The organism is Streptococcus sp. KHUD_013 (genome assembly GCF_052588545.1).
The window spans coordinates 92,749-118,824 of the sequence record NZ_CP186264.1; the positions used below are offsets into that span (position 1 = coordinate 92,749).

The window sequence follows — 26,076 nt, forward strand, 5'->3', positions numbered from 1 at the left end:
TATTATGACAGAAGGAAGGGGATTTCACAAATTTGCTTTGGCATTTTTCCAAAGCTTACCAGTCTTAGTTGTGGCTTATTTGTTTAGTTTTGTAACAGAGACAGAAATCCACTCTAATACAATTTTCTATCTGTATTTATTGCATTTCGTAGCCTTCTACGTCAGTGATTACAACCAAGATTATTTCAAACGTGGACATCTCGTTGAATTCTTACAAACCTTGAAATATAGTTTGTGTTTTGCGCTTGCAATTAGTTTTTCGAGCTTTTTTTTGGAGGAGAAGTTTTCCCTTTCCCGTCGTGGGATGGTTTATTTTCTGGTTCTTCTGACTCTTGTCCTTTATTTAATGAATTACTTCATTAAACGGTATTGGCGTCGCTTTTACTACAATCTCAAGGGAAGTCACAAGATTTTCTTGATTACAGCGAATTCTCGTCTGGATAAAGTCCTCGATCGACTTCTTTCATCTAATGACAGCGGTGGAAAAGTAGTAGCTGTAACGGTATTGGATCGTCCAAACTTTCAACACCCAGGAGTTCGGGTTGTTCCAAAGGAAGACCTGTTGACCTATGCGACCTATGAAGTGGTGGACGAAGTCTTTATCAACCTTCCAAGTGAAGAGTATGACATTGGGGAATATGTCTCGCAATTTGAGACTATGGGGATCGATGTTACCGTTAACCTCAATGCTTTTGATTTAAACTTTGCCGGCAACAAACGCATTCGAGAAATGGCTGGACTCAATGTCGTTACCTTCTCGACTAATTTCTACAAACCTAGCCATGTGACTGCGAAACGTGTGATCGATATCTGTGGATCCTTGGTAGGTTTGCTCATCTGTGGCTTGGTAGCGATTGTATTGGTACCTTTGATTCGCAAGGATGGAGGACCTGCTATTTTTGCCCAGAAACGGGTCGGGAAAAATGGGCGCTATTTCAAATTTTATAAATTCCGTTCCATGTATGTTGATGCAGAGGAGCGGAAAAAAGAATTGATGGATCAAAACACCATGACCGGTGGCATGTTCAAAATGGACAATGACCCTCGGATTACGCCGATCGGGCGCTTTATCCGGAAGACCAGTCTGGATGAGCTACCACAATTCTTTAATGTCCTAAAAGGAGATATGAGTCTAGTTGGAACCCGTCCGCCAACAGTGGATGAGTATGAGAAATACACTCCAGAACAAAAACGACGCTTGAGCTTTAAGCCCGGTATTACAGGACTCTGGCAGGTGAGTGGCCGCAGCGAAATTACAGATTTTGACGAAGTGGTTCGCTTAGATGTATCTTATATTGATGATTGGACCATTTGGTCAGATATTAAAATTTTGCTGAAAACGATCAAAGTGGTATTTAAACGAGATGGAGCGAAGTAGGAAATTCCTGCTTCGTCCTTTCCATGTAAGGAGAAAAATGAAACAGTCAGTTTATATCGTGGGTTCTAAGGGAATTCCAGCGAAATATGGTGGTTTTGAAACCTTTGTCGAAAAATTAACCGAATATCAAAAAGACAGCAACATACAATACTATGTTGCTTGTATGCGTGAAAATTCTGCCAAGTCTGGTATCACGGAAGATCAGTTTGAGCACAATGGAGCCATTTGCTTCAACATCGATGTACCTAATATCGGACCGGCCCGCGCCATCGCTTACGATATTGCAGCGGTCAACAAGGCTATTGAATTGGCTAAGGAGAACAAGGACGAGGCTCCTATTTTTTACATTCTAGCTTGTCGCATCGGTCCTTTTATTTCTGGACTTAAGAAAAAAATTCGTGCGATTGGTGGCTCTTTGCTGGTAAACCCTGATGGTCATGAATGGTTGCGAGCAAAGTGGAGCCTGCCAGTTCGGAAGTACTGGAAATTTTCAGAGCAACTCATGGTCAAACATGCAGACTTACTGGTCTGTGACAGCAAAAATATTGAACAATATATCCATGAGGATTATAAGCAGTATCAGCCAAAGACCACCTATATTGCCTATGGGACAGATACAGCTCCTTCAATCCTGAAAGCAGAAGATGCCAAAGTTCGGGATTGGTATCAGGAAAAAGGAGTTAGCGAAAATGGCTATTATCTAGTAGTGGGACGATTTGTTCCTGAAAATAACTACGAAGCCATGATTCGTGAATTTATCAAGTCCAAGTCCAAAAAGGAGTTTGTTCTCATCACAAATGTGGAGCAGAATAAATTTTACGACCAGTTGTTACAAGATACTGGTTTTGATAAAGATCCTAGAGTTAAATTTGTTGGGACTGTCTATGACCAAGAGTTGCTTAAGTACATCCGTGAAAATGCCTTTGCCTATTTCCATGGGCATGAGGTTGGAGGGACCAACCCTTCTCTACTGGAAGCTCTAGCATCTACAAAACTGAATTTGTTGCTAGATGTTGGTTTTAACCGTGAGGTTGGTGAAGACGGGGCTATTTATTGGAAAAAAGATGAGTTGGCACGCGTCATTGAGGAAGTAGAGGGATTTGATCAGGTAGTGATAGCTGACTTGGATTTCAAGTCAAGCCAAAGAATTATCTCAGCTTTCACATGGGAAAAGATTGTGTCAGATTATGAAGAAGTGTTTAAAGGATAGGGAATGAAACGGATTTTATACTTGCATGCTGGTGCAGAAATGTATGGAGCAGATAAGGTTTTATTGGAATTGATCAAAGGATTGGATTCCAAAGAATTTGAAGCTCACGTCATCTTGCCAAATGACGGTGTTTTAGTCGAGGCTTTGCGCCAAGTTGGAGCTAAGGTCAGCGTGTTGGATTATCCGATTTTACGTAGAAAATACTTTAATCCTAAAGGCATTGCCGACTATATTCGCTCTTATAATTTCTATGCTAAGCAAATCGCCCTCTATGCTCGAGAACACAGTATAGATATGGTTCACAATAATACAGCGGCTGTTTTGGAGGGCATCTATTTGAAACGCAAGCTCAAGCTGCCTTTGATTTGGCATGTTCATGAGATTATCGTCAAACCCAAAGCTATTTCTGACTTTATCAATATGCTCATGGGACGATATGCAGACAAGATTGTGACGGTGTCCCAAGCGGTCGCTAATCATATCAAGCAGTCTCCCTTTATCAAAGATAGCCAAGTGGAAGTGATTTATAACGGTGTCGATAATGCTGTCTATTATCCAATGGATGCGTCTTCTATTCGTGAAAAATTTGACATTGCGCAAGATGCACTTGTGATTGGCATGATTGGTCGGGTCAATGCTATCAAAGGACAAAATGATTTCATAGAAGCAGTCGAGCCACTTTTGGAAAAGAATGAGCAAGCGGTGGCTTTCCTAGCTGGAGGTGTTTTTCCTGGTGAAGAATGGCGCTTAGAAGAACTAGATAAGAGAATAGCTTCTTCATCTGTTGTGTCACAAATTCATCGTATTGATTACTACGATAAGACTTCTGAACTTTATAATATGTTTGATATCTTTGTCTTACCAAGTATAAAACCTGATTCCCTACCTACAGTAGTCCTAGAAGCCATGGCTTGTTCAAAACCAGTTGTTGGTTATAACAATGGGGGAATAGCTGAAATGGTAGTAGATGACAAAAGTGGTTGCTTAGTCAAACCAAATCGTCCTCAAGAACTTTCTAATGCCATTTCTCTCTTACTAGATAGTTCTGAAAAAAGAGAAAAATTTGGGCGAGTAGGATATCAGAGACAAAAAGAGCTGTTTTCTTTGGAGAGTTACATCAAGAACTTTTCGGAGTTGTATAAAACAGATAGAAAAGATTAGTTATGAATAAAATAGATTTTGTTGTGACTTGGGTTGATGGGAATGATCCTGTATGGCAAGAAAAAAAATCAAGCTATGATGGCTCGGTTAATACTTCTAAACAGAGTATGAATTCAGTCAAGGCTTACCGAGAATGGGGGACCTTTAAATATTGGTTTAGAGGAGTTGAAAAATTTGCTCCTTGGGTCAATAAGGTCTACCTCGTGACTGACCAGCAAAAGCCAAGCTGGTTAGATATAAATAGTGAAAAATTGGTGTTGGTAGATCATACAGAAATTATCTGTAATGACTACCTACCAGTTTTTTCTGCCAATCCTATCGAAAGTAACATCCATCGAATCCCTGGTCTCTCAGAGCATTTTGTTTTTTTTAATGACGATATGTATTTGACAGCTCCAGTCGAGCCGACAGATTTTTTCTCAGAGGATGGTTTACCCAAATATAATACGGCTCTTTCACCGATTATTCCTGAGCGATATGGAACGGGGAATTTTCAGATAAATGACATGGAGATTGTCACTAGCTATTTCAGTCGAAATGAAATTTTGAAGAATGGCCAATTCTTTGATCCAAAGCAGGGATTAAAAAGTATCGTTAAGTCGCTACTATACAGAAATAGTCAGTTTATCTGTGGTTTCTGGGAGAGTCATCTGCCCTATCCTCTACTAAGATCAACGATGAACTTGGTATGGGAAAAGGAAAAAGCTGTCTTGGAAAGAACCTCGGCTAGTCGCTTTAGAAATCCTTCTGATACCAATGTTTGGCTCTTTAAGTATTGGCAGATTGCCAGTGGTAAATACGCTATCGGAAATCCTAAGTTGGGAGGACTCTTTTCTTTGGATAATGCCGGACCAGATTTTTGGAAGATACTAAATTCTGGCAAATACCAAATTATGTGTATCAATGATGGATTTAACATTCAAGACGAGGAGCAGGTGATGACAGACTTTATCAAGGCTATGGATCAACTGCTTCCAGATAGAAGCTCATTTGAGATTTAAACTGTAAAACTAAGTAAGAGAAAGAAAAGGAAATATGATTTCGGTAATTGTGCCTGTTTATAATGTGGAGGACTACCTTCATTATGCCATGGAGAGTTTGGAACATCAGACTTACAAGGATATGGAAGTCCTCTTGATTGATGATGGCTCGAGTGATGGCTCAGGACACTTGTGTGACCAGTATGCCCAGCAATATGATTGGGTGACTAGCTACCATAAGGTCAACGGTGGCTTGTCTGATGCTCGGAACTATGGGGTCTTGAAAGCCAAGGGCGACTGGATTACTTTCCTAGATCCAGACGACTATCTGGAACCCTGCGCCTTGGAACTGCTAGCAGAGCTACAAAGTCGTACCCAAGTAGATATGGTGAGTGGCAAAGTAGAGCCAACAGCTAACTATCATCGTTTTCAAAATTTTCACTTGGATCAGCTTGATTTAGACCAAGTTAAGGTCTATGACAAGGCAAAGGCTCTGACTGAGATGCTTTATGGAGACCTTGTAACGGTCTCTGCTTGTGGGAAACTCTACCGGAAAGAACTTCTTGAGAAAGCTCCCTTCCCCAAGGGGCGCATCTACGAAGACCTCTATGTTATCAGCGAGCATCTCAACCAAGCCCCATCCGTGGCCTTGTACCATCTTCCGATTTACCATTATTACCATAGACCTGGTAGCATTACTGCCTCGGCTTTCACACCAAAACAATACGAGTTTTACGAAGCAATTGATCATTTAAAAGAGGTTGTGAATGCAACCTATCCTGAGAGTTCAGAACTCCAAGAAGCCATCATTTCTCGCTTCTTTACAGGAAGTCTTCTTATCTTTACGATGATTAAGGATGGGGATTCGGTAGAATTCAAGAGACTTCAGGAGAAAACCAGGCCTTATTTGCCACTTGTTTTGAAGAATGCTAGAGTTAGCAAGAAACGTAGGATCCTCTATGTTTTAATTACTAAGTATCCGCGGCTCTATTATCAATTTAAAAAGTTAAAAAAATCCTAAGTAAGAGTTAGGGATGAAAGAAGAAAAGGAAAAAGAAAATGTTAAAGTTAGAACGTGATAAATTGCTAATTGCAGCAGTTTTAATAGTGGTTGTCTCCATAGATATGATCAATACGTCTATGTTAGCTCCTGTTTTACCTAATATTCCTAATGTAGTTCCTTTTTTTGCGGTCCTGTTACTTGCTATGCGATTTGCTTATATTCATCACTACGCTATAAGCTATCTCATCTTTGCACCAATTCTTCTTTTTGCTGGGGGCATGGTTTACTATAAGACTGGGAACCTTAATGCATTGATGTATATGTTTCTACTTGTCTTTCTTTACAAGGCTGAGATGGAAAGTGTACTTAAAATATACTCTGTTGTAGCCTTGTTTTTTATTGTATTGATAGTGCTCTTGGCCGTGATTGGTGCTATTCCAAACTTGCAATTTGTCCAATCACGATCTGCGGGAGTCGTTGTTCGAAATTCATTTGGCTTTATTTATCCAACTGATTTTGCTTCTCACTGTTTTTATCTATATACAGCTATATCGTATATCTTTAGAAAGAAATTCCTTGTTTTACGGACTGCCTTAGGATTTGGTCTGGCTTATTTCATTATTCGATATTGCGATGCGAGGCTTAATGCCGCTTCTATTACTGTAATGGCGCTCATTTTTCTGTACTATTATTTCCGAAATGATAAACAGCGACGGCTTTTTGCTTTACTTCCTTTATCGGCTGGTATAGCGTCTTCAGTAATGATTTATCTCTCTTTTAAATTTACCTGGTCTCATCCAATGTATGTGGCTCTAAACAATTTTTTTAGTATGAGATTACACCTAGGACATGAGGCACTAAAAAAATATGCAGTGCAGTGGTTTGGGACTCGGGGCATATCATTTGTCGGTTATGGGGGGCGTACAGAATCCGTTTTGAGCTACGACTATGTAGACTCTTCCTACGTTCAGATGCTCTTTACCTATGGGATGATTCCAGTTCTCTTATTGGTCGTGTTATACATAGTTAGGTCTTGGTCATTTTATCGCAAAAAGAATTATTTGCTATTGACGGCCTTATCCTTAATAGCAGTTAACTGTATGTTTGAGGCCTTCTGGGTTCGCCCGTCTTATAATATTTTTATGTTTACTCTATTTGCAACCTTGCCAGTTATTGAATTTGAATCGAAGAAATCTACAACGAGGAACTCCTTGTGAAAGTATTAAAAAATTATTTATATAATCTTTCTTATCAGCTGTTAGTAATCGTTTTACCAGTCATTACTACACCCTATATTACTCGGGTTTTCTCATCCAATGACTTAGGTTCCTATGGGTACTACAACTCAATAGTAACTTACTTTATACTCTTAGCGACACTTGGGGTGGCCAATTATGGGACAAAGGAAATTTCCGGCCATCGTAAGGAAGTCGAAAAGACCTTCTGGGGTATTTACAGTTTACAAGTCCTTTCAACCTGTTTAGCGGTTACGCTTTATATAGTTGTCTGCTTGCTTGTGCCGTCGATGAACAATCCAATTGCCTATATACTTGGCTTTAGTTTGCTGTCTCGTGGTTTTGATATTTCTTGGCTTTTTCAAGGGTTAGAAGATTTCAAAAAAATCACAGCTCGTAACACAATGGTCAAACTTCTAGGTGTTGTATCGATATTCCTATTTGTTAAGAAACCATCTGACTTGTACTTGTATATCATCCTCTTGGTTGCCTATGATCTACTAGGTCAGTTGAGTATGTGGCTTCCTGCTCGGGAACACATTCGCAAGCCGCATCTGGATATAGCCTATGCCAAAGAGCATATCAAACCAGTCATTCTCTTGTTTCTGCCACAGATTGCCATTTCACTCTACATCACGCTAGATCGCACTATGTTAGGTGCCTTATCTTCGACCAAGGATGTCGGGATCTATGATCAAGCCTTGAAATTATTGAATATTTTGTTGACTTTGGTAACGTCGCTTGGTAGTGTTATGTTGCCCCGGGTCTCCAATCTCCTCTCATCAGGCAATCAAAAGGCGGTTAACAAGTTACATGAAATGTCTTTCTTAGTGTATAACTTGGTTATCTTCCCGATGATTGCGGGGATTTTAATTGTTAACAAAGATTTTGTCAATTTTTTCCTGGGGCAAGACTTCCAAGATGCTCGCTATGCGATTGCCATCATGGTCTTTAGAATGTTCTTTATTGGCTGGACCAATATAATGGGAATTCAAATCTTGATTCCTCACAATAAGAATCGTGAATTTATGCTATCGACAACTATTCCAGCTGTTTTTAGTGTGGGCTTGAATCTCCTCTTGATCCCGCCTCTGGGCTATATTGGAGCTTCAATTGTATCTGTTGCGACCGAAGGTTTGGTCTGGCTGATCCAACTCTACTTTACACGTTCTTATCTAAAAGAGGTCAAGATTCTACCATCCATGCTAAAAATACTTCTAGCAGCATTCCTGATGTATGGTGCTTTGTATTTTATAAAAACTTTTATCAACTTCTCATCTGTTGTAAATGTATTGATATGTTCTGTACTTGGCTTCCTAGTCTACGGAGGCTTGGTTTTAATCTTAAGAATCTTGGATTTTCAAGAACTAAAAAGTATCATAAAAAAATAAGGAGAGATTATGTACGATTATCTTATCGTCGGAGCTGGTTTGTCTGGCGCAATCTTTGCACACGAAGCTACAAAACGTGGTAAAAAAGTAAAAGTGATTGACAAGCGCGATCACGTCGGTGGAAATATCTACTGTGAGAATGTGGAAGGTATCAACGTCCACAAGTATGGTGCTCACATTTTCCATACTTCAAACAAAAAAGTTAGGGACTATGTTAATCAGTTTGCTGAATTTAACAACTATATCAACTCACCGGTGGCTAACTACAAGGGGAGCCTCTACAATCTTCCCTTCAACATGAACACCTTCTACGCTATGTGGGGAACCAAGACTCCTCAAGAAGTGAAGGACAAGATTGCCGAGCAAACGGCTGACATGAAAGATGTTGAGCCTAAAAACTTGGAAGAACAAGCCATCAAATTGATTGGTCCAGATATCTATGAAAAGTTGATCAAGGGCTATACAGAAAAACAATGGGGACGTTCTGCCACAGACTTGCCTCCTTTCATTATCAAACGTCTTCCAGTTCGATTGACCTTTGATAATAACTACTTTAACGACCGTTACCAAGGGATTCCAATCGGTGGCTATAACGTCATCATTGAAAACATGTTGGGCGGAATCGAAGTAGAGCTCAATACAGATTTCTTTGCAGATCGGGAGAACTTGGAGGCTTCAGCAACTAAGATTGTCTTCACAGGGATGATTGATCAGTTCTTTGACTATAAATTTGGTGAACTTGAGTATCGCAGTCTCCGTTTTGAGCATGAGATTCTGGACCAAGAAAATTATCAAGGAAATGCTGTAGTCAACTATACTGAGCGTGATATTCCCTATACGCGTATCATCGAACACAAACATTTTGAGTTTGGGACTCAGGCCAAGACCGTTATTACTCGTGAATATCCAGCAGATTGGAAAAGAGGAGATGAGCCTTACTATCCAATCAATGATGCCAAAAACAATGCAATCTATGAACAGTATCTAGCAGAAGCTGAGAAAAATGGGCGCGTGATCTTCTGTGGGCGCTTGGCAGATTATAAATACTATGATATGCATGTGACTGTTGAACGTGCATTGGATGTGGTAGAAGAAGAACTAGGGAGTATCTAAGAACATCACAGATAAAGGGGAGAAAAGGTGAAATATTATCTGAAAGATTCATTTCTGCATAATGCACACGAAAAGAATGCAGGAAATAAGGCACGGAATGACGTAGAAGCTATTCTAATCTCAGAGGGTTATAAGGGATTTGAACTCAAGGTTGAGAATTGGTATAAGATGAATTTCTTTAAAGCTCAGCAACACAAATATCAGGCAACCAAATCTGTCTTTGATCAGTTGGGTGCTGGAGATGAATTGCTGATTCAGTTCCCGATTATCCACCATACATTTTTCATTTCACAACTCATCAAGCAGGCGCAAAAAAGAGGAGTTAAATTCTATCTTTTGATCCATGATGTTGAAACCTTGCGCCATGCAGCAGGCTCTGAAGTGAAATTGAGACATAAATTGAGAAACTATTTCCAAGAGAAGAAAGCTATGATGTCTGTGGATGGGATTATTGTTCATAATGACATCATGAAGGGCGTTTTAGCTAATCAAGGATTTCCAGTTAATAAAATGGTTAGTTTAGAGATTTTTGATTATTTGATTCCAAATTTTCAAGAAAAGTCTCTTCCTCAAAAAGAACAAGCAATCATCGTTGCTGGGAATTTAAACCAAACAAAATCAGGCTATCTGTATAGTTTACCAGAGAGTCCTGCTTATAATCTCTATGGAGTTGGGTATGATGAAAGCCGTGCTTTGAATAACATCACTTACTTTGGTGCCTTTATGCCTGATGATCTACCGGTAGCTCTAGAAGGTAGTTTTGGCTTAGTGTGGGATGGGGATAGTTCGGAAACATGTCAGGGTACTTACGGCAACTATCTGCGTTTTAACAATTCTCATAAAGCTTCTCTTTACCTAGCAGCAGGTTTTCCTCTGGTGGTTTGGAAAGAATCTGCTCTCTCACATTTTGTCTTAGAGAATAGCTGTGGGATTGCAGTAGATTCTCTCCATAATTTGAAGGAGACAATCGACAATCTTTCAGATACTGATTACAAAGACTTGGTGGACAATGCCAAGCGTGTTGGCCAAGAAATTCGAGATGGTCACTACCTAAAGACAGCCTTAACCCATTTAAAATGAGATTAAAAGAAGTTCGTTTGAACTTCTTTTATATTCTCCAAAAAATAAAACTAATTTTAAAAAAGCCATCATAGAACTTTTCATCAATGATGCCGTATGGTAAAATGGTAAAAGTATAAAATTTATATACAAGAGAAGGTTAAATGAAAAAGAAAGATCTTATTTTTTATGCGGGAGCAGCAATATTGATGGCTGCATCTACTCAAGGAGTAAGTGCAGATGAGCTGGTTTCAAAAGAAACTGCTGTTACTGAAGGCAAGCAAGTGCAAACTGAAAAAGCACCAGAAGTAGCCGTTTCTGAAAAGACCGCAGCACCTATCGTAAGCAACTACGTTGCACCAGCAAATGTGACCGAACAGTCTGTGGCTTCTACGAGTACTACTACTGTTTCGGAAAGTAGTACACCATCTGTAGAAAAATCTACAGAAGTAGCGCCTACTGAGAAGACAGAAGAAACTCCTCTTCAGTCTGATGCAGGAAGCACCACTTTTTTCAATACGGGTTCAAACGCTCCAGCTAGTCGCTCTACGGATGTGGCAGTTCAGCCAAAATCATTCGTTGATGTGAGTAGCCACAACGGAGAGATTAGTATTGGCGACTACCGTACCTTAGCTAATAAGGGCGTAGGCGGTGTCGTTGTCAAATTGACAGAAGACACTTGGTACAAGAACCCGAATGCGGAGAACCAAATTCGCAATGCACAAGCTGCGGGTCTGCAAGTATCGACCTACCACTTCTCTCGCTATACTTCTGAAGAAGCGGCGCGTGCAGAAGCACGATTCTATATTGCGGCAGCACAACGTTTGAATCTTCCAAAGAATACTCTTATGGTCAATGACTTTGAAGATGCTAAGATTCAGTCAAATATCAACCGCAATACTCAAGCTTGGGTGGATGAAATGCGTAAAAATGGCTACACCAACTTGATGTTCTACACTAGTGCCAGCTGGTTGGATGAAAACAACCTTCGCAAGAAAGGTCCTGTCAACACTGCTCACTTTGGTCTTCAGAATTTCTGGGTTGCCCAATATCCTTCTCCGAAACTATCTGTAAATGATGCGAAAAGTTTGCGTTACAATGGAAAAGCTGGCGCATGGCAGTTCACTTCTCAGGCGGAATTGCTTCCAGGAAAGCACCTCTTTGACCACAGTGTGGACTATACCGGTCGCTTTACAGCGAACGCAAAACCTGCATCTGACCCGACAGAAGGCAACTTAAGTGGGAAGATTAACATTGTCAATAACGATACCATAGCAGGTCGTTTTGACGTTGTGGTCTCAAACGTCAAAGCACCAAATGGTGTTCAAGCTGTTTCTGTGCCAATCTGGTCAGAAATAGGTGGTCAGGATGACATTGTCTGGTATACAGCAAATCGTCAAGGAAACGGGACCTATACTGTTAATGTAAAAGCGGCGGACCATAGAAACTCAACTGGTCTTTATAATGTCCACCTTTACTATGTTCAGAACAATGGACAGATGACGGGTGTTGGTGGAACCGTGACAAATGTTTTTATTGGAAAACGACCAGAGGATTTAAAACCAAGTGGCACCGTAACGATTGAGAACAACAACTCCAGTACAGGTACCTTTGACGCAGTAGTTCGTAATGTAGTCTCACCGACAGGTTTGAAGGAAGTCTTGATTCCATCATGGAGTGTAGCAGGAGGCCAGGATGATTTAATTTGGCATAAGGCTGTTCGTCAATCTGATGGTTCCTATCGAGCAACGATCAAGGCAAGTGACCACAAGAACTCAGTTGGACAGTACCAAGTTCATGTTCATTATATTGATCAAGAAAACAAGCGCCGTTATGTTACAGAGACCATTGTAGAAGTTCGTCAATCTAAGCCGCAAGGGACACTTTCGATTGAGAACAATAACTCAAGTACAGGAACATTTGACGCAGTAGTTCGTAATGTAGTCTCACCGACAGGTTTGAAGGAAGTCTTGATTCCATCATGGAGTGTAGCAGGAAGCCAGGATGATTTAATCTGGCATAAGGCCACTCGTCAATCTGATGGTTCCTATCGAGCAACGATCAAGGCAAGTGAGCACAAGAACTCAGTTGGACAGTACCAAGTTCACGTTCATTATATTGATCAAAAAAACAAGCGCCGTTATGTTACAGAGACTATTGTAGAAGTTCGTCAATCTAAGCCGCAAGGGACACTTTCGATTGAGAACAACAACTCAAGTACAGGTACCTTTGACGCAGTAGTTCGTAATGTAGTCTCACCGACAGGTTTGAAGGAAGTCTTGATTCCATCATGGAGTGTAGCAGGAGGCCAGGATGATTTAATTTGGCATAAGGCTGTTCGTCAATCTGATGGTTCCTATCGAGCAACGATCAAGGCAAGTGACCACAAGAACTCAGTTGGACAGTACCAAGTTCATGTTCATTATATTGATCAAGAAAACAAGCGTCGTTATGTTACAGAGACCATTGTAGAAGTTCGTCAATCTAAGCCGCAAGGGACACTTTCGATTGAGAACAACAACTCAAGTACAGGAACATTTGACGCAGTAGTTCGTAATGTAGTCTCACCGACAGGTTTGAAAGAAGTTTTAATTCCATCATGGAGTGTAGCAGGAGGTCAGGATGATTTAATCTGGCATAAGGCCACTCGTCAATCTGATGGTTCCTATCGAGCAACGATCAAGGCAAGTGACCACAAGAACTCAGTTGGACAGTACCAAGTTCATGTTCATTATATTGATCAAGAAAACAAGCGCCGTTATGTTACAGAGACCATTGTAGAAGTTCGTCAATCTAAGCCGCAAGGGACACTTTCGATTGAGAACAATAACTCAAGTACAGGAACATTTGACGCAGTAGTTCGTAATGTAGTCTCACCGACAGGTTTGAAGGAAGTCTTGGTTCCATCATGGAGTGTAGCAGGAGGCCAGGATGATTTAATTTGGCATAAGGCTGTTCGTCAATCTGATGGTTCCTATCGAGCAACGATCAAGGCAAGTGACCACAAGAACTCAGTTGGACAGTACCAAGTTCATGTTCATTATCTTGATCAGAATAATAGACGTCGTTATGTTACAGAGACCATTGTAGATGTGAAACATAATGAGCCAGTTGGTACTATTTCAGTAGTTAATAACAATAAAGACTCTGGTGCTTTTGATGTCATTATTAGTGATGTCTATAGTTCAAAAGGTGTCCATACTGTTCAAGTACCAATTTGGTCTGAAAAAGACGGTCAAGATGATATTCGTTGGTATGAAGCGATTCGTCAATCAAATGGGACTTACAAGGTCAGCGTGAAGGCTTCTGACCATAAGTTTTCGACAGGTACTTATCATGTCCATTTGTACTATATTCAGGGTGACGGTAGTCAAGTTGGTGTTGGTGGTACGACGGTGCAGGTAGAAAACCGTAGCCTTACAAATAGAAATCAGACTACTCTAAAGCATCTTTCTACAAGTGATACCAGTGGCCAGTTAGGTCGAGTTCTAAAGGCAGCGTCAAGCTTGATTGGCGTTGAGACTGGATCTCCAGAGCACCTTAAATTGGTCAGAGATTACAATAGTGTCCATCCGTTGCCAGTAGGCTATCCAGTGAAGAATACGGATGATTGGTGCGATGTGTTTGTCACAACTGTCTTCCAACGAGAAGGGCTTAGTCATTTGATTGGTCGTGAGTGTGGAGTGGAACGCCATATCCAAATCTTTAAAAATCTTGGTATTTGGAATGAAAACGGGGCTTCTACACCAAAGTCAGGTGATATCATTACCTTTAACTGGGACCAAAACTATCAACAAAATGATGGATTTGCGGATCATATTGGAATTGTTGAATACGTTGAAAATGGACTGATTCATACAATCGAAGGAAATTCCGGTGATGTTGGAACCGTGAAACGCAATGTTTACCGTATCGGAAACGGCAATATCCGAGGATTTGCGACACCACGTTATAGATAACTAACAAGGATTTCAGCATTTTTGCCTAAGGACCTTTCTATAATAGAAAGACAACCAGCTCCATGAAGGGGCTGGTTTTTGGTATCGTTTGCGGATTTGGACAAAAATGTCAAGGGGAAAGCTATCACCTATACGGTGGAAGAAGTTGATGTTCCAACAGGTTAACAAGTGACGAAAACCGATGATGGTCAAGGTAATGTTGTTCTGACCAATAAACATGAACGAACAAAACCAGTTACACCAGAGCCTAAGAAACCAGGTAAGAAGATTGGTTTCTTGCCAAGCACTGGTACAACCATCTCCTTGATTAGCTTGGTATTAGCCTTTGTGGTAGCAAGCAGTGCAGCTTATCTCCTTAAAAAGAAGAAAAAATAAGCGCATTTCTTGATTAACAATTGTTTAATCAATCGCGAGAATAGAAGAGGCCCCTTAGGGGGCCTCTTTTTTCTGTGTGGTCAAAAATACAAAAAATTCTTGACAAACTAAAAAATTAGCGTTATTATTAACTAGTTAATTAACTGTTTAATAAACCGATTAAGAAAAAGAAAGGGATTATACATGTTTGGGAGGAAACTAAGGGCCTTAGGAATAGGATTCATCTGCCTCTTGTTCTTGGTGGCTTGTGGAAGCCAGAGAAGTTCAGGAGCTGACTCAACGAAAAAGGGGCTCAAAATTGTGACGAGTTTTTATCCTGTCTATTCCCTAGTTAAGGAGATTTCAGGCGATCGAAACGAGGTCTGGATGGTTCAGTCAGGCGCTGGGATTCATGATTACGAACCTTCAGCCAAGGAGACAGCCCAGATCTATGACGCGGATGTCTTTGTCTACCATTCTCACACACTCGAATCTTGGGCCGGACGTCTAGACCCTAGCTTGCAAAACTCGAAACTGCGGGTCATCGAAGCCAGCAAAGGAATGGAACTGGACAAGGTCGCTGGATTAGAGGATATTGAGGATACGGAAGGGAAGGATGCAAAACACTTGTATGACCCTCATACGTGGATGGATCCACTGAAAATTGCTGAAGAAGGGAAGATCATCGCCCAAGAATTGGGAGATATTGATCCAGAGAACAGAAGTTATTATGAGGCCAATGCCCAAAAACTTGAAAAACGCTGTGAGGCTTTGGTGGCTAAATACCAGCCTCTCTTTGAAAAAGCGACACAAAAGACCTTTGTGACCCAGCATACAGCCTTCTCTTATCTAGCCAAGCGCTTTGGCCTGAAACAATTAGGAATCGCAGGGATCTCGCCTGAGCAGGAACCAACAGCCCGTCAATTGGCTGAGATTCAGCAGTTTGTCAAGGACTATCAAGTTCAGACGATCTTTGTTGAGAAGCATACCTCGTCCAAGGTAGCCGATAGCATTGCCAAGGCGACAGGGGCAAAAGTGAAGGTGTTAGATCCTCTCGAAGCGGATCCGGAAAATAACAAAGATTTCTTGGAGAACCTAGAAGAAAATATGGCGAGTCTAGCGAAAGAATTACAGGAGTAAGTAGAAAGAATGAAGAAAAAAGGAACAATTGGATTAGTAGCAACATTAGGTCTAGGTTTATGTGCCTACGCCTTAAGTCAGCAAGCACCAGTCAAGGAAGACAAAAAGAGTCAGAATCAGGTGCAGTATTTACAAGGAGACAAGAAAAAGTCAGCTAGCAGCTCAAACAAGCAGGAAGAAAGCATTGAATCCGTCAACTCGAAGGAAAAGACCCAAGCTGAGCAAATTGTTGTCAAGATTACTGACGAGGGCTTTGTGACTTCTCATGGAGATCATTTCCATTACTACAATGGCAAGGTCCCTTATGATGCGATTTTTAGTGAGGAGTTGATTTTACGGGACCCTTCTTACCAACTACAGCAATCAGACATAGTCACACAGGTGCGAGATGGCTATATTATCAAGAAAGATGGGACCTACTACCTTTATCTAACCGATCCGCAACATACACGGAATGTTCGTTCGGTGGAGGAAATTGCCCAACAGAAAAAAGGAGAGCTGGTTTCAGGTTCGAAAGAGAATGCCCAAAAATCTGGGCAAACTCGTGATTTTAGTCAGCCAAGTCAGGCTTTACGAGAAGGGAAAACAGTAGCCAGTCTAACAGCAGGTGCCAATCCAAGTCAAGGTGGCTACCGGACAGATGATGGCTATGTCTTCCATCCTGGGGATGTGATTTCTGATACAGGGGATGGCTTTATCGTGCCTCATGGGGGACACTACCACTATATTCCGAAGAGTGCCTTATCAGCTGGAGAATTATATGCTGCCTTAGCGGTTTTAAATGGAGGAGGAAAAAATGAAGTAAATCCTATTGCTCCACCTTCTAGCCAGCTAGCTTCATCGGTTAATCCGAATCAGCCAATCTCAGACCCGTTTACTCCAACGATTACAGCTTCTGTGCCTCATCCAACAGCAACTAATAAGGGGGGGACCTTGCCGAGCCTTTTGGAAGAGTTGCAGCATACCCCGCTTTCAGAGCGCCATGTTGAGTCGGATGGTTCTGTTTTTGATCCAAGTAAGATTACCAAATGGACAGATCAAGGGGTAGTTTATCCTCATGGGGATCATTTCCATTTCATCCCTTATAGTCTCCTTTCGCCTTTAGAGCGGGAGTTGGCACGACAGTTCCAACTATCCCGTACACAAGGTGGAAGTATCGCAAAAGAAGAGAGTCCAACTCAACCTTCAAGCCCAGACACAAAACCAGTCGATCAGAACCACGACCATGAGAAGGAGGATCCTCATCACAAGCATGACCATGAGGAGCATGAAGCCGATCATGATCATCATCATGAAGGTGAACAGGCCCATGAGCACGATCATGGATTCCATGCAGATCATGTCATCAGCAAGGATGACGAGGGTTATATGGTCGCTCACGGAGACCATGCCCATTACTTCTACAAGAAGGATCTCTCACCTCAAGAGATCGCAGCTGCAGAGGCGGTGTTGGCTGGTAAGAAGGAAGAGGACAAGGGTCAACCACTGACAGATGATGTGGCGACCTATTCCCGCGATGCTTCGGATGAAGAAAAGATTCAGTACATTAGCCAGACTTACGGCGTTCCTCGAGAAGCTATCAAGATTTCCAACGGTTTCTTTGTCTTTAACAATCCAGACCAAGAATACGATCCAACCCATATCCACCCTTATGCAGTACGGAAGGAGCATGTCCGGATTCCACTTGAAACAGGAAATCCTGAGCTAGACTTTATCAACGAGCTTTATGCAACAGCGCTTCGCTCTGGTATTTCACCATATACGATGCAAATCGAGAATGGTCAATTTGTCATTCCGCATGGAGACCATAACCACTATATCAAGGTGCGCTCAGCAGGCTTGGCGGACTATCTGGCTCACCGTCTGCCGACCATCCAATCAGCTTACCAGAAAGGTGACTTGAACCAGAAAGCTGTAGAGGACAAGGTCAACCAACTCCTAGCAGAAAGTCGGACTTTGTACGCTTCAGACCCTCTGCAACAAAGACGGATTGAGTTGAACTTGGGTCAATTCTTAGAAACTGTTAAAAACTTCCCAAGCAATTCGACAGCAGGCTACTTGGCTAGTCTTGACCAAGTTGACAAGGAATATATCCACGCGACCCAGGAAGTCAAACCGAAAGAAGAAACGGCCTTGGACCGTCGCTACCAGGAATTGTTGGAGCAGGTTCGCTTGCTAGATACCGAAGCCTTCCAACTCAAGAAAGAAAGCCTCGTTGCTCAGTTGCAGGAAGCCTATACGGCCAAGGATAGCCAACGATTGGAGAAAGAAGGAAAATTGTTGCAGGCCATTCAGGAGATGCAAGATCGGACCGGTGTGACTTCAGTGGACTACCTCAAGTATTTCTACCAAAGTTTAAGTGATGCGCGCTTGACACCAGAATTGCGGGCGACAGCAGCAGACCTTGCTTTGAAACTCTACCGGGCTCAGGCCTTTGAAGAAGCTTGGGACTCAAAAGCCCATTTCATGGAACTCTACCAAGCCAAGCAAGCCATTGACCAACTAGTGTCCCAAGAAAATGCTCCAACCTATCCAATTGAAAAAACAGTTCTGGATCAAAAGGGAGCAGATGCTCCGTCCTATAACCTAGCTGTTTACGACTTCCTCAAGGGGGTCTATGGTGACCTGGATGAAAAGACAGAGTCTCGTCAACGCTCCAGTCTCTTGACAGCACTTGTAGAACAAATCACCTCTCTGTTGCCACAAGTAGAAGAAAGCAAACGTCCTGCCTTTGAAGAACGTTTGGAACAGGTGCGCCAAGAGCCAGATGCTGACACGGCTTTGACAACTGGGAAAACTCTTTTGCGTGAAGTTGGTGAAACGATTGAACAACAAAAGCAAAAGAAAACAGAAGAACCTCAACTGGGAGACGTAGCCCTCTATCAAGAGATTTATAACCAGTTGATCGCTCTCCACCAACAATTGGCTGAAAAAGGAGCCAGTGATGCTCAGTTTGAACGCTTAGAAGCTCTCTTTGATCAACTAGCTGATCCGAAGAGCGACAAGAAAGCCTTGTTACAGGCGATTCAAGCTCTTCGAGATGATTTGCTAGCGGCGCCATCGACAGCAGTGGCGGAAGCAGACAAAGCAACCCCAGCCCCTCAAAGTCCTGCCACGAGTGATCCTAACCTGAATAAGGAAGAAGCTTCAGATTCTGCTCAGACTCCATCTCCAGAGTCAGAAAACACAGAAGTCAGCCCAGTCACAAGTGAAGAAACGACGGACTAGGACCTATGTAGAAATAACAGAAAAGAGAGTGGGACAGAAATCGGTAATTCGTTAGAATTCGATTTCGTCGTCCCACCTCCGCACAGTTGAGTAGGGTTGTAAAAAATGATGAAATCAGCGCAGTAGAGCCCACTCAACCACTGCGTCTTGATCGATAATCCAAAGACAATTGAGAGGCTAGGACTTTTGTCCCAGCCTCTTTTAGATGTAGACAATCTTTCTTTTTACATAAAACAGCTAGATGATTTTCTAAAATGACTTTATCTTCAAACGGAAAGCTTCTTCTAGTCCACTAGATTAGAAACATCAGGAATTTGTCTCTATGGAGAAGTCTGCTCTTTTAATCCTTTTTCAAAACTTGGTGAGAAGGCTTCGACTTGAATTTTTTCTAAGGTAAAGGGATGGGTGAGGCGCAAGCGATGGGCGTGGAGCATGAGGCGAGGAGCTCTTTCTGGGTTGTAGAGAGGATCTCCCACGATTGGATGGCCATGGTGAGAGAGGTGGACGCGGATCTGGTGGGTACGGCCTGTCTGGAGCTGGCAGTTGACCAAGCTGGTGCGTTTGAAAGTCTTTAAGCTGGTCACATGGGTCTCTGCATAGAGGCCCTTTCGAGGATCAACAATGCGTTTGCGTCGATCGTGGCGATCCCGGCCCAATTTGTCCTTATAAACCAGTTGCTTCTTTGGTAAGCTGCCTAGGATTAAGGCCCAATAGTCTCGTTGGATTTTCTTGTCTTCCAACAGCCGATTCAGGACGGGTAAAACAAAGGGATTCTTGGCAAAGACAAGAGCCCCACTGGTTTCCTTGTCCAAGCGATGAACCACATAACAGGTCTTCCCGACATAAGTGGAGACGTGGTTGAGAAGGGCGATTTCATCTGGTTGATTGGCGTGCGTTTTCATGCCTTCCGGTTTGTTCACGATGATGAGGTGCTCATCTTCATAGAGGGCTTGGACCAGGCTAGCATCTCCTGCTAGGATCTCCTTTTCTTCATAATCTTCCGGATCAAAGGTGAGGGTTAGTTGGTCTCCAGCCTCAAGCATGGATTGCCAGTGGATGATCTCCCCATTGACTTGAACATGTTTTTTAGTTCGCAAAAAATGACGAATCTTCCGTGGGATGAGAAAGTAATCTTCTAGGGCCTCTTTGACCGTCATGGCGGGCAAGGCGTTTGGTATCGTTATAGTATAATGCATAGTGTTATTGTATCAGAAAGCGGGTGGAAAGAAAAGGCGAGAAGGAGGAAGAGGGAGGGAGGAACAAGACGCTGAAACCCGCTCTAGAGTGGACTAGATGGCAACCTTAAAGAAAGCTAAAAGCATCCTTTCTTGCGAAGGTCTTTCTTGTCTAGACGTTAGGAAGGTGATAAAATAGGGACTATGAACAAATTAAAAGAATTATTGGAGGGAATGATTCGTCATTTCCAACGAGAAAAAAAACCAACGAAAATTGCGGAAGAGGTTGAGTTATCAACAGACGGGGAGGAGCAAGCTCCAACCTATAGCCGCTCGGACAAGTCACGGAGAAAATCTCACTCCCAACATCCGATCAGACGCTTTTGGCGCAAGTATCACTTGACCAAGATCTTCTTACTGATTGGCCTGACCTTTAGTCTCGTCGTCGGAGGTTATCTTTTCTACATAGCCAAGACGACCAATGTAGCAGATCTGCAAAATGCCCTCAAGGCAACCACAATCATCTATGATAAAGATGGGAACCAAGCAGGTAGCCTAACGGGGCAAAAAGGGACTTACGTTGAGTTAGATGCCATTAGTGAAAACTTGCAAAATGCAGTTGTTGCGACAGAAGACCGGAGTTTCTACAAAAATAGTGGGATTAACTATGGGCGTTTCTTCCTGGCGATATTGACTGCCGGTCGCTCAGGTGGGGGATCGACAATCACCCAACAGTTGGCTAAAAATGCCTATCTTTCTCAGGATCAGACGGTTGAGCGGAAGGCCAAGGAGTTCTTCCTGGCCCTCGAGATTAACAAAAAGTATAGTAAGAAAGAAATCCTGACCATGTACCTCAACAATGCCTATTTTGGCAATGGGGTTTGGGGGATTGAAGATGCTTCTAAGAAGTATTTCGGTGTATCCGCTAGTGAGTTGACTCTGGATCAGTCGGCTGTCCTTGCTGGTATGCTCAAGGGGCCAGAAATTTATAATCCCCTTTATTCGGTCGAGAATGCAACCAATCGTCGCAATACGGTCCTACAAAATATGGTCGCAGCTGGCTATATCGATCAAGCGACAGCAGATCAATCCGCTGCAGTTGATATTCATGGTCAACTGGTGGATGCCTATGAAGGCAAGTCAGAAGATTATCGCTACCCGTCCTATTTCGATGCGGTTATCAACGAGGCTGTCAACGAATATGGTCTAACAGAAGAAGATATCATCAAGAATGGGTACCGGATCTATACAGAGATGGACCAGAATTACCAAGCCAGCATGCAGGTCATCTACGACAATGTGGATCTCTTCCCTGTTGCTGAAGATGGCACGCGGGCAGAATCTGGTAGTGTAGCTCTGGATCCTAAGACTGGAGGAGTGCGGGCAATTGTCGGGCGCGTGGCCAGTGACCAAGATGCTGGCTTCCGAAGCTATAACTATGCGACTCAATCTGCGAGAAGTCCTGGTTCTACCATTAAACCACTCGTCGTGTATAGTCCAGCTGTAGCCAACGGCTGGTCAACCAACAAAGAATTGGACAATACGACTAAGGTCTACGGCAGTTATACAGTCGATAACTACGGCGGCATTCAAGGTAGTCCGACCGTTCCCATGTACCAAGCCTTGGCAGAATCTCTCAACCTGCCAGCTGTAGCGACAGCCAATGAGTTGGGGCTCAATACTGTCTTTGATTATGGGAAAAAATTTGGTCTCAACATGGACAATGTGGACAAATCTCTCGGAGTAGCCCTGGGATCTGGTGTGACGACCAACCCTCTTCAAATGGCTCAGGCTTATGGAACCTTTGCCAATGACGGAGTGATGAACGATGCCCATCTCATTACCAAGATTGAAAATGCTAGCGGTCAGGTGGTGAAAAGTCACAGTCAAAAATCGAAACGAGTGCTCAGCAGCTCAGCCAATAAGAAGATGACCAATATGATGTTGGGAACCTTTACCAACGGAACGGGTGTCAACGCAGCACCGTATGGTTATACCATGGCTGGTAAAACAGGAACGACTGAAACGGACTTCAACCCCGATCTTTCCGGAGACCAGTGGGTCATCGGCTACACGCCAGATGTGGTCATTAGTCAGTGGCTAGGTTTCCCTAAGACGGATGAAACCCACTATTTGACAGGGACCAGTGCAGAGACAGCCTCAGTGATCTTCCGAAATGTAGCCAATAGCGTCCTTCCTTATACAGAAGGAACTAGCTTTGACAATGAGGAAAATTCTTACCAGGAAAATGGCATTGCCCCTGTCGGTCAAGAAACAGAAACTGAGAGTCCAGAAGAGGACAAGGGCTTCTTTGATACAGTCAAAGAACGCGCTGCAGGTATCGTAGACGATGCCAAGAAAGCCATTGATGAAGCAGATATTCCTGGAAAAGCACAAAATGCCTGGGATACTTTCAAAGGTTGGTTTGGATTCTAAAAAATAGATGCTTAAAAGATGGGAAGGTTTCTTTCCATCTTTTAGATTGTAGACAAACTATATTTACATAAAATAACGTGGAGATCCTTCAATAAAAAAGTTAATTTCTATTTTATGAAATTATTCAACTTTATCTCGAAACTTTCCGCCGTGAGAAAAGTGCTTGAAACATTACGTTTCAAGCACTCGGGAGTTTTGAAGCCTTAGATTCAAAACTAATTGAACACGGGCTGCGGATTGTGTCAAAGGTGCAAATACATTAGTACTAAATCCAAGACACAGTAGCTGATTGAATTCTTCTCTCACCTTTCAGCTCGGAAGAATCCTAATTAGCCTTGTGGGGGCAGGACAACGAAGCAATCCCATACAACAGTGCTTCTGTCCTGCTCCCTATTTTGACTTTATCCGCAGACGCCCTTTGTATCTTAATAAGTCATGGAACTTCTTCGAAGTTCGCTGACATCCGTACTCACCTAAGGAAAGTTTCTGAGAAGATGTTGAATGCAAAGAATTTTTTCAATAATTTTTGTTGCTTAGATCACTGTAGATAGGATGCTAAAAAAGCCTTCAGATGATGTGTACTGACCCCAAAAAGTTAGACAATTAATTTATCCAAAGGATTTAGTTCTGTATTGCACAGGACTGAGTCCTTTTAGTTTTATCTTAATTCGTTTGTTGTTGTAATAATCAATATAGTCTACAATAGCTTGCTCCAATTGCTCAAGTGAGTGAAAGGTCTTCTCATAACCATAAAACATCTCAGACTTAAGAATGCCAAAGAAGGATTCCATCATGCCATTATCTGGACTGTTTCCTTTACGTGACATGGACGGTTGGATTCCTTTACCCTCTAAAAAATGATGATAATACTGATGTTGATACTGCCATCCTTGATCACTATGGAGAATAGTATTTGTGTAATGATCCTCACTGAAGGCCTGGTTTAACATAGCTTCCACTTGTTCTAAGTTTGGTGAAGTTGAAAGATTATAGGCGATAATTTCGCTATTAAAGCCATCTAAAACTGGTGATAAATAGAGTTTTTGACTGCTTGCTGGAATGGCAAATTCTGTCACATCTGTATAACACTTTTCCATTGGTTTGGTTGCTTCAAATTGGCGTTGAATAAGATTATCTGCTTTCTTACCAATCTCTCCTTGGTAAGAAGAATACTTCCGTTTACGACGAATTCGAGCACTTAAACCAAGGACCTTCATCAGGCGTTGGACTCTTTTGTGATTGACCATATAACCACGATTTCTCAATTCAAGAGTCATTCGGCGATAGCCATAATTTCCTCTGTGCTCAGTAAAAATAGATTGAATTTCAGCTTTAAGATCTTTATCTTTGTCAAGCTTATCCAGTTGCTTCAACTGATAGTAGTAAGTTGAGCGAGGTAAACGAGCCGCTTCAAGAAGTAAATCTAGTCGAAATCCTCCTGAAGCCATTTCTCTAATTGTCTCTGCCTTTCTCGTTGTAAGGCTTCGTCCCTGTCTTCTAGCTCTTTTAACTTTTTTAAGTAAGCCACCTCGGTACGTAAGCGTTCATTCTCTTCTTTGAGTCGCTCTAGTTCTGTCATTTCTTCCCAAGTTTTCTTACGTTTACGTCCCATTTTAGGTACTCTCCCTCTTGTTTTTTCAACAATAGTATACCCGTTTTTCTTGTATTGTGCCATCCAATTTGGAAGCATACCACGATTTGGGAGAGCATATTCGAGAGAAACTCTATCTTGAGACCAGTTTTCATGTAGAACTTTATCAATCATTTCTTGTTTTAATTCAGGAGAGTAGTAACGATTTTTTCCTTTTTTGACGAACTCTATTCCGTAACAATCAATCAATTTAATCATGTACCTAAGATTAGAATTGTTTATCCCAAATTTATTTGAAAGCTGCTCTAAGCTATATCCTTGTTTTCTAAGTTCATAGATCTGAACTTTATCTTTATAAGTCAATTTCATAATAAAAACACCCCAAAAGTTAGATTTTTTCTGTCTAACTTTTGGGGTGCAGTTCAGATGATCTGAAAGGCTTTTGTTTTTAGTTTCATTACAAGTCTTCGTCGGAGACGCTGAAGGTATCTCCGTGTTCAAAGTCACCGTATTGGTAACCACGTTTGAACCAGCGCATACGTTGTTCAGAAGTCCCGTGGGTGAAGCTATCAGGAACGGAGTAGCCATAGGCTTGTTCTTGAAGGGTGTCATCTCCCACGGCGTGGGCAGCATTGAGCGCTTCTTCGATATCTCCCGTCTCCATGAGGCCTTGCTCTTCAATGTAACGAGCCCACATACCCGCATAATAGTCAGCTTGAAGTTCTAAACGGACATTTAAGGCATTTTTTTCTGTCTCACTTTTTCCTCGGATGGCTTTCTGATAACTCTGAAGAGTCCCCAATTCGTTTTGGATGTGGTGGCCGACTTCGTGAGCGATGACATAAGCCATGGCAAAATCTCCGCTAGCCTTGTATTTGGTGGTTAGCTCTTTGTAGAAGCTGATATCCAAATAGATCTTTTGGTCTGTCGGACAGTAGAAGGGACCGGCAGATGCTTGGCCTACACCACAGCCAGTTCGAGTTTGACCTGTATAGAAAACCAAGGTTGGTTTGTGATAGGTCCGCCCTTCATTTTGGAAGGTTTGCCCCCAGAAATCCTCAGTCGTTCCAAGGACTTGACTGACGAATTTGCTATCTCCATCACTCACCTGGGTATTGCTTTGGCGAGTGACTTGGCCTGAGTTATAGTTCTGCGTGGTTTGGCCCTGGTCAAAGAGCCCGCTCAATCCAGCCCCGCCACTCAAAAAGATGAGGACCAGGATCAAGATTAGTTTGCTCTTGAAGCTTCCAGGTGAGAGGAGGATTTGTAAAATACCACCCCCTAAATTCCCACCAGAGCGGCCAGATGAGTAGCTTCCGCCACTTTGCCCGCGACGGTCTTCAATGTTTTTACTTTCTTTCAGATGATCGCTTTTCATAATTTCTCCTTTATCTCCTATATTGTACCAAATCGTAGAGAAAAGCCAAACAAAATGCGCTTCCAGAGAGCAGAAGAACTTGTCAAATAGTAGAAAACTTGCTATAATGGTGTGAATGGAGGCGTTATGGCATTAAAAAAAGCAAGTCTAGCGTGTACGGTTTGTGGGTCACGCAACTACTCAATCAAGTTGAGTGCGACGCCAAAACCAAAACGTCTAGAAGTTAACAAATTTTGTAAACATTGTAGCAAATATACAATTCATAAAGAAACCAGATAGGAGAAT

General features: G+C 42.2%; 18 protein-coding genes and 2 pseudogenes. 17 read left to right on the plus strand and 3 right to left on the minus strand.

Annotation, left to right across the window (positions count from 1 at the left end; translation table 11 throughout):
* Positions 1–4 precede the first annotated feature (4 nt).
* From ACOXXR_RS00440 to ACOXXR_RS00510, 15 genes and pseudogenes are all read left to right on the plus strand, one after another.
* Complete coding sequence (locus ACOXXR_RS00440) at positions 5–1,378, plus strand: sugar transferase (RefSeq protein ID WP_445278515.1); 1,374 nt, start codon at positions 5–7, stop codon at positions 1,376–1,378.
* A 37-nt stretch (positions 1,379–1,415) separates the two neighbouring features.
* Positions 1,416–2,588 carry a beta 1-4 rhamnosyltransferase Cps2T gene (gene cps2T, locus ACOXXR_RS00445; protein ID WP_445278516.1) on the plus strand — a complete coding sequence of 391 codons (1,173 nt, stop codon included), beginning with the start codon at positions 1,416–1,418 and terminating at the stop codon, positions 2,586–2,588.
* Between the two features lie 3 nt (positions 2,589–2,591).
* Entirely contained in the window at positions 2,592–3,749 is a 1,158-nt protein-coding gene (locus ACOXXR_RS00450; protein ID WP_000822224.1) for a glycosyltransferase family 4 protein, read from the plus strand.
* A 2-nt stretch (positions 3,750–3,751) separates the two neighbouring features.
* The gene (locus tag ACOXXR_RS00455; RefSeq protein ID WP_001033091.1) at positions 3,752–4,750 is read left to right on the plus strand and encodes a Stealth CR1 domain-containing protein; all 999 of its coding nucleotides are present in this window, start codon (positions 3,752–3,754) and stop codon (positions 4,748–4,750) included.
* Between the two features lie 34 nt (positions 4,751–4,784).
* Entirely contained in the window at positions 4,785–5,750 is a 966-nt protein-coding gene (locus tag ACOXXR_RS00460) for a glycosyltransferase family 2 protein (protein ID WP_445278517.1), read from the plus strand.
* 38 nt (positions 5,751–5,788) lie between these two features.
* Complete coding sequence (locus ACOXXR_RS00465; RefSeq protein ID WP_445278518.1) at positions 5,789–6,949, plus strand: polysaccharide polymerase; 1,161 nt, start codon at positions 5,789–5,791, stop codon at positions 6,947–6,949.
* Positions 6,946–8,358: a flippase gene (locus ACOXXR_RS00470; RefSeq protein ID WP_445278519.1), complete on the plus strand. Its 1,413-nt coding sequence runs from the start codon at positions 6,946–6,948 to the stop codon at positions 8,356–8,358. Before ACOXXR_RS00465 ends, ACOXXR_RS00470 begins: the two co-directional genes overlap by 4 nt.
* A gap of 9 nt (positions 8,359–8,367) precedes the next feature.
* On the plus strand, positions 8,368–9,471 hold the full coding sequence (glf, locus tag ACOXXR_RS00475) for a UDP-galactopyranose mutase (RefSeq protein ID WP_445278520.1): 1,104 nt from the start codon (positions 8,368–8,370) through the stop codon (positions 9,469–9,471).
* 27 nt (positions 9,472–9,498) lie between these two features.
* Positions 9,499–10,551 (plus strand): galactofuranosyltransferase, encoded by a 1,053-nt coding sequence (locus ACOXXR_RS00480; RefSeq protein WP_445278521.1) that lies wholly within the window; start codon positions 9,499–9,501, stop codon positions 10,549–10,551.
* Between the two features lie 143 nt (positions 10,552–10,694).
* On the plus strand, positions 10,695–14,489 hold the full coding sequence (locus ACOXXR_RS00485) for a GBS Bsp-like repeat-containing protein (protein WP_445278522.1): 3,795 nt from the start codon (positions 10,695–10,697) through the stop codon (positions 14,487–14,489).
* 96 nt (positions 14,490–14,585) lie between these two features.
* Positions 14,586–14,654: a hypothetical protein gene (locus tag ACOXXR_RS00490; protein WP_445278856.1), complete on the plus strand. Its 69-nt coding sequence runs from the start codon at positions 14,586–14,588 to the stop codon at positions 14,652–14,654.
* Between the two features lie 3 nt (positions 14,655–14,657).
* A complete protein-coding gene (locus tag ACOXXR_RS00495) occupies positions 14,658–14,864 on the plus strand; it encodes an LPXTG cell wall anchor domain-containing protein (RefSeq protein ID WP_445278523.1) in 207 nt (68 codons plus the stop codon).
* 183 nt (positions 14,865–15,047) lie between these two features.
* Positions 15,048–15,983 carry a metal ABC transporter solute-binding protein, Zn/Mn family gene (locus ACOXXR_RS00500; protein WP_445278524.1) on the plus strand — a complete coding sequence of 312 codons (936 nt, stop codon included), beginning with the start codon at positions 15,048–15,050 and terminating at the stop codon, positions 15,981–15,983.
* Between the two features lie 9 nt (positions 15,984–15,992).
* Positions 15,993–16,769: pseudogene (locus ACOXXR_RS00505) on the plus strand (pneumococcal-type histidine triad protein); the annotation flags it as partial.
* 159 nt (positions 16,770–16,928) lie between these two features.
* Positions 16,929–19,071 (plus strand): annotated as a pseudogene (locus tag ACOXXR_RS00510) (pneumococcal-type histidine triad protein); the annotation flags it as partial.
* Between the two features lie 460 nt (positions 19,072–19,531).
* Here ACOXXR_RS00510 and ACOXXR_RS00515 read toward each other — a convergent pair.
* Positions 19,532–20,407 (minus strand): RluA family pseudouridine synthase, encoded by an 876-nt coding sequence (locus tag ACOXXR_RS00515; RefSeq protein WP_195550359.1) that lies wholly within the window; start codon positions 20,405–20,407, stop codon positions 19,532–19,534.
* A 183-nt stretch (positions 20,408–20,590) separates the two neighbouring features.
* Here ACOXXR_RS00515 and pbp2a point away from each other — a divergent pair, with 183 nt between their 5' ends.
* Entirely contained in the window at positions 20,591–22,822 is a 2,232-nt protein-coding gene (pbp2a, locus tag ACOXXR_RS00520) for a penicillin-binding protein PBP2A (RefSeq protein ID WP_445278525.1), read from the plus strand.
* A gap of 608 nt (positions 22,823–23,430) precedes the next feature.
* Here pbp2a and ACOXXR_RS00525 read toward each other — a convergent pair.
* Positions 23,431–24,782, minus strand: a protein-coding gene (locus tag ACOXXR_RS00525; protein ID WP_270616305.1) for an IS3 family transposase whose coding sequence is annotated in 2 segments (ribosomal slippage) — positions 23,431–24,341 and positions 24,341–24,782 — 1,353 coding nt in all. Because the reading frame shifts where the segments join, the coding sequence is not laid out codon by codon here.
* A gap of 88 nt (positions 24,783–24,870) precedes the next feature.
* A complete protein-coding gene (ypfJ, locus tag ACOXXR_RS00530) occupies positions 24,871–25,791 on the minus strand; it encodes a KPN_02809 family neutral zinc metallopeptidase (RefSeq protein ID WP_154857097.1) in 921 nt (306 codons plus the stop codon).
* 126 nt (positions 25,792–25,917) lie between these two features.
* Here ypfJ and rpmG point away from each other — a divergent pair, with 126 nt between their 5' ends.
* Entirely contained in the window at positions 25,918–26,070 is a 153-nt protein-coding gene (gene rpmG / locus ACOXXR_RS00535) for a 50S ribosomal protein L33 (RefSeq protein WP_006595433.1), read from the plus strand.
* Positions 26,071–26,076: the final 6 nt, after the last annotated feature.

Bases quoted from the DNA above. Each gene is read 5' to 3' on its own strand.
- ACOXXR_RS00440 (WP_445278515.1), top strand. From the start codon at position 5: ATGACAGAAGGAAGGGGATTTCACAAATTTGCTTTGGCATTTTTCCAA.
- cps2T (WP_445278516.1), top strand. From the start codon at position 1,416: ATGAAACAGTCAGTTTATATCGTGGGTTCTAAGGGAATTCCAGCGAAA.
- ACOXXR_RS00450 (WP_000822224.1), top strand. From the start codon at position 2,592: ATGAAACGGATTTTATACTTGCATGCTGGTGCAGAAATGTATGGAGCA.
- ACOXXR_RS00455 (WP_001033091.1), top strand. From the start codon at position 3,752: ATGAATAAAATAGATTTTGTTGTGACTTGGGTTGATGGGAATGATCCT.
- ACOXXR_RS00460 (WP_445278517.1), top strand. From the start codon at position 4,785: ATGATTTCGGTAATTGTGCCTGTTTATAATGTGGAGGACTACCTTCAT.
- ACOXXR_RS00465 (WP_445278518.1), top strand. From the start codon at position 5,789: ATGTTAAAGTTAGAACGTGATAAATTGCTAATTGCAGCAGTTTTAATA.
- glf (WP_445278520.1), top strand. From the start codon at position 8,368: ATGTACGATTATCTTATCGTCGGAGCTGGTTTGTCTGGCGCAATCTTT.
- ACOXXR_RS00485 (WP_445278522.1), top strand. From the start codon at position 10,695: ATGAAAAAGAAAGATCTTATTTTTTATGCGGGAGCAGCAATATTGATG.
- ACOXXR_RS00500 (WP_445278524.1), top strand. From the start codon at position 15,048: ATGTTTGGGAGGAAACTAAGGGCCTTAGGAATAGGATTCATCTGCCTC.
- ACOXXR_RS00515 (WP_195550359.1), bottom strand. From the start codon at position 20,407: ATGCATTATACTATAACGATACCAAACGCCTTGCCCGCCATGACGGTC.
- pbp2a (WP_445278525.1), top strand. From the start codon at position 20,591: ATGAACAAATTAAAAGAATTATTGGAGGGAATGATTCGTCATTTCCAA.
- ypfJ (WP_154857097.1), bottom strand. From the start codon at position 25,791: ATGAAAAGCGATCATCTGAAAGAAAGTAAAAACATTGAAGACCGTCGC.
- rpmG (WP_006595433.1), top strand. From the start codon at position 25,918: ATGGCATTAAAAAAAGCAAGTCTAGCGTGTACGGTTTGTGGGTCACGC.